Origin of the sequence: Limnofasciculus baicalensis BBK-W-15 (assembly GCF_024178385.1) — a bacterium.
Taxonomy (GTDB): Bacteria; Cyanobacteriota; Cyanobacteriia; order Cyanobacteriales; family Coleofasciculaceae; genus Limnofasciculus; species Limnofasciculus baicalensis.
On record NZ_JAMZMM010000290.1, the window covers coordinates 1 to 4734 of the forward strand.

Consider the following 4734-nt stretch of genomic DNA (forward strand, 5'->3'; position numbering starts at 1 on the left):
AGCGAATAAAAAGCCGCCCTAGAAGGACGGGGCTTCAGACCCAATTTTTTGGTGACTTCACTGTGTACCCTTCTCGCTTACTTCCAGGGTCAATTCCAACCGCTATTGGTTGAGTATTTCTGTTGGATAGTTCTTGATTTAATCGAACACAAAATACTCCTTTTTTAAAGAACGGTGTAGCCTTGCCTGATTTAATCCAACGTTTTGCCCTAATTGGGGTAGTTGGCATCAGGGGACAGTTTTTTTTGTCAACTACTGGTACGAATTGCATGATAAATCCTATTACTAGGTGTATATATCCCTTCGCCACTGACGGTCAGAGAGGTTAAAAACTAGGGAGGTATTCTTAACGTCTATCGAGCTACCACACTCAGACAGTTCAGTTAATAGCTAGACACTGTTTTAGTCTCGCATTGAAAGGTGGTTAATCTTTAAGATTGCAAGCCCAGCGGCTTTAGCCCTGGGTCAGTGACAATTGTCTCCTAGTTTTACCACCCAGCAAGGCGTAAGTCAGAAAATTTGTTATTTTTGACATTATTTAAGTTTATGGTTGAGCCTGCGATCGCTAGATTCTCCCTTTCAAAGCATCCACCAACAGCGGTTTGATGTTGTTTTTTGTAAAAATTAGAGTTAGCATCCTGTAATCGGTAATTGAAGTATTGGCAGCTGCGGTGTGCCATACAGTTGGTGTATAAAACATTGCTGCTCCTCCAGGAAGTGGCAGACATATTTCTGTATCTAGTGAATTAGCAGAAGACGGATCTAATGAGTGTTCCCATCGGTGGCTACTTGGTATAACTCGCATTGCCCCCATAGCATTATCCGTATCCTGTAAATATATCGTTATGAATACCGTAGTTTGCTGGACTACTGGAAGCACTAACCGAAAAGCATCGTCATTTAAGACGTTTGTTGACTTGGATTCAGGTGCGATCAATACTTCAACTAAATATCCATGGTCTTGATGCCAAGCAATGTATCCTGTACCCGCACGAATTATTGCTAGATCGGTGATCAATAGGAAGGTATCCGGACCAATTAGAGCTTGCACTGGCTCCATCACAGTAGGAAGCTCTAAAAGCCTCTGAATTATCTTTTGATACCTAATTCGGTCTGGGATAGTATAATCAGACCACCATTCATAGTCACCCGCCAATACTCCCCCACGTTTTTGTTCGGTAATAAGTTCTACTTCATGCCGTATTTCTTCAATTAACGCTTTTGGTACAGTTTCTTCAAGGGTGAAATAACCATCATTTACGTAAGCTTGTTTTTGTTCGACTGTAAGCATCTGTTTTTTCTCCTCGCAATCCAAATGATTTAGTGGATCGTCTCGCCATAATCAGGTTAATAATCAATGGTAAGTAGGAATTATCCTGCGGCTTCTGTGTTCTTTATCTGGCTAGAAGAAAGTTTATCGAGAAGCTCGCTCCGCCTTCATTACAGCTAATTTTTCTTCAGACCAGTACTGAAAATATCCCAATCTAAATAATTCATCACTAGCCTCTTGTAACTGGCTGAATGACTGTACTGATGCTAAGACGTACTTGGGGTGAGTTATGATTACGTCATTCACGTTATTAGCGTTATTAGTGTTATACTCTTTGTCTGGATGCGGCGATGCTAAAGCTACCAAATCGTGTTCTGGTAATATATAATTCGCCTCTGTAATGTACTTTTCCAAGGTCTGTGCATCTAGGTTTTGAGGGTCGCAGCCAAAAAGCACCATCTCAAAGTCATCATTCCATGTTTTTATCTGTTCCATTAGAAGTTCTGGCAGTTCAGGTCCATGAAACCAACGAAGACTAACACGGTTATTCAACCAAGCTGCCTTGGCGTAAGGACAGGGTGGGAAATTTCCTGTAAGAGGATTGGGAATGCTGACAACATTGATAATCCAATCCTCCATCTCTTGGCGAAATTGTTCGAGATTTATCATAATATTTGATTTTTCCTCGCTTGTAGTAATTGGTAGTTGAAGTATTGGCAGATGCGGTGTCCCAGAAACTTGGCGTATAAAACATTACTTTGTTTTTATTTTGCTGTAAGCATCTGTTTTATTTCCTCGCAATCTCTAGGATTTAGTTGATATTAATGTATGTCGTAGTATAACCATACATTAGGCTCGATGTATATTCCCATATTATTGGGATAGTCAATTTTGACAGGTACTAATCCTTTTGAAATAATATAGTCACCAGTTTCTGGAAAACGCATTCCGACTCTATTTTCCCAACCAGCAATAGTATCGCGAATTGTCGTGGATTTAAAACATATGCCTGCAATTTTAGCCCCATGTTTGACATTAACTCGTAACCAAGGGTCAAATAGAAGACCATTTTTATCCCGCCATGTAATATAACGCTCTATGGGTGTAAGTGGGTAAAGATATTTCAGGCTTGGACGTGCAGCCATGATCAGCGAACTAAAACCGTGGGATTGGGCAAGTTCTTTCATGTATTCAATCATATACTGGCTTAAATTTTTGCCCTGATACTCGGGTAGGATTGAAATCGATACTACACATAACGCATTAAGCTGGCGGTTCTGTTTTCGGTCTTCAAGCCACTTGGCTAAAGCCCAGTCACAACCTTCATCCGGTAACTCATCGAAAGGACCTTCCCATGCTAAAGGAAGACAGTTTCCTTGCGCTATCATACGCTGTGTAGTAGCTTCTACTAAGCCAAACTGGAATTCTGGATAAATTTCAAATAGAGCTAGGGAATATGGATCTGCCCAGACATCATGTATCAAAAATTTTGGGTATGCTTGCTCGAAGACATTTATTGTCCTTTCCACAAAATCAGAAGTTTCGTTTGGGGTTACAAAGCTATACTCTAAATTGCGTTGTACAAGTTGGATGGTCATTGGTTGTTGGCTAATCCTTAAATTTATACTGAAAGTCAAATGAGATGTCGCTATCGTTATCATCCGGAAGCACTTGCACTGTCAGTTCGTTACCGACTTTGCTACTCCCAGGCATAAGTAATAAGTTAGGGTGAGGTGGAATGCCGTCGTACTCGCGGACGCGGCGAAAAATGCTCGAATTCTCGCCACCGTGTTTTCTCAAGAGAACTTCAACAGGTGTGATGACAAAAGTCATTCCCGATCCGAGGTGGCGCGATCGCCGCTTTTGATTTGCTGGAGTGGAGACACTAACAAATAAGGCACACCCTCCTAGAGAATAAGACCATTCTGGAGACTGCGGATCGGCAGACCAATGGCAGGGACAAGATACCGCATCAAGGCTATGCAACGCATTTAAAAAGTCAAATGCCTGACGTGCATATTCCTCTACTGTGAGAACTTTTGGTTCAGGTGGGAAAAAGATAACGAGTGTTAAAAGATCGGCATCCTCGTGCTGAAGCAATTCATTTTCATTAACTTCATCAATATAGTTATAGACACCCTCAAGCGTATGCTCGACCACGCTTGGTTCGGTTAAAGATGAGGCAATCAGGTATCGAATCATTCCCTTCTGTTCCCCGATAGTTCCCCAGAAGCAAGGGAAGGTAGGATCGCTGATTGTTTCAACAAATGTTGAGTAGCTAGTGCGTACCCAGGCAGGAAGACACTCCTCTACAAGAAAGGATTCCATCTGGTTTTTGTTCCAGATTGGTGTAACTCCGTCAGGACATAAATTCTTGATTACCATAGCTGAGTTCAAGAGTGAGTTCATTTTTTACATCAATCGGAAATTCAGTAGACCGAAAATTTTTGTCAGTTAACGTAAGAATCAGGGTTTGAGCCTACGTTATCTAAAGTAAGATACAGCTCGCCTGCCAGCATTTTCTGTTTTTCTGTTTTTTCCATAAGAGAGTTTATTTTTATTGTGGGTTAAGGTAAAAATAACGTGTCCTAGAGCGTCGGTCAAGTATTCGTAAAATATCAGATAGAATGTCATTCCTTCCAATAATCCATAGGCTGTAACTGCTACTATTCCACTTTCGATTTTCACGCTTCTTACCGATATACTGTCTTTTGACGTAATCTGTCGTCGAGCCTTTCTTTTTATCTCCTGTCTCATCAATAAAGTTTATTGTCTGGCTAAGTTACTTACAAAGCAAAGCTTTCCTTTTTTGTAGCAAATCCCAAACAGCTTCAATAGCTTTAATTGCTTGGTCTATCTCCTCTTCGGTATTGGCAGCCGTAATCGAAAACCTCAAAGTACTTTTATTTAAGGGTACTATGGGAAAAATAGCTGGAGTAATTATAATACCATATTCCCAAAGAAGTCACCTATTATCAAAAATAATAGGCTGGAGATTTTTAAGTTATATCAACTTATCTATCTGACTGCTTGATTCCTTCTTTAATTCTGCTTTTTGCGATCGCAGACTTATTCAGCAAACCCTAATTATTATCATCATTACTATGTGGGAGGTCGTTCTATATTTTATTTTCTGGAAGTCCCTAAGAGTTATTCAACAAGACCGAGACGTTATTGTTTCCAGAATTTGTAACAGCCAGGTCAAGCTTGCTGTCGCCGTTAAAATCCGCAATTGCTACAGATTCGGGATTACTACCGACTGGAAAGTTAGTGGCTGTGCCAAAAGAGCCATTACCATTTCCCAGTAAAACCGAGACGTTATTGCTACTATAATTTGTAACAGCCAGGTCAAGCTTACTGTCGCCATTCACATCCCTAATCGCTACAGAGTAGGGATTAGTACCGACCGGGAAGTTAGTCCCTGCGCCAAAAGAGCCATTACCATTTCCCAGTAAGACCGAGAC

General features: G+C 40.9%; 4 protein-coding genes and 3 pseudogenes. All 7 read right to left on the bottom strand.

Features of this window, described 5'->3' with window-relative positions; genetic code table 11:
- Positions 1-52: 52 nt before the first annotated feature.
- A pseudogene (locus NJ959_RS22110) lies at positions 53-271 on the bottom strand (RRXRR domain-containing protein); the annotation flags it as partial.
- Between the two features lie 294 nt (positions 272-565).
- Positions 566-1291 carry a phytanoyl-CoA dioxygenase family protein gene (locus NJ959_RS22115; RefSeq protein WP_254013905.1) on the bottom strand — a complete coding sequence of 242 codons (726 nt, stop codon included), beginning with the start codon at positions 1289-1291 and terminating at the stop codon, positions 566-568.
- Between the two features lie 123 nt (positions 1292-1414).
- Positions 1415-1939, bottom strand: coding sequence for a hypothetical protein (locus NJ959_RS22120; RefSeq protein ID WP_254013906.1), 525 nt, complete (start codon positions 1937-1939; stop codon positions 1415-1417).
- Between the two features lie 152 nt (positions 1940-2091).
- Positions 2092-2868: a hypothetical protein gene (locus NJ959_RS22125; protein WP_254013907.1), complete on the bottom strand. Its 777-nt coding sequence runs from the start codon at positions 2866-2868 to the stop codon at positions 2092-2094.
- Positions 2869-2878: 10 nt separating this feature from the next.
- Positions 2879-3679: a YqcI/YcgG family protein gene (locus NJ959_RS22130; RefSeq protein WP_254013908.1), complete on the bottom strand. Its 801-nt coding sequence runs from the start codon at positions 3677-3679 to the stop codon at positions 2879-2881.
- A gap of 195 nt (positions 3680-3874) precedes the next feature.
- Positions 3875-4040: pseudogene (locus NJ959_RS22135) on the bottom strand (IS701 family transposase); the annotation flags it as partial.
- 385 nt (positions 4041-4425) lie between these two features.
- A pseudogene (locus tag NJ959_RS22140) lies at positions 4426-4734 on the bottom strand (FG-GAP repeat domain-containing protein); the annotation flags it as partial.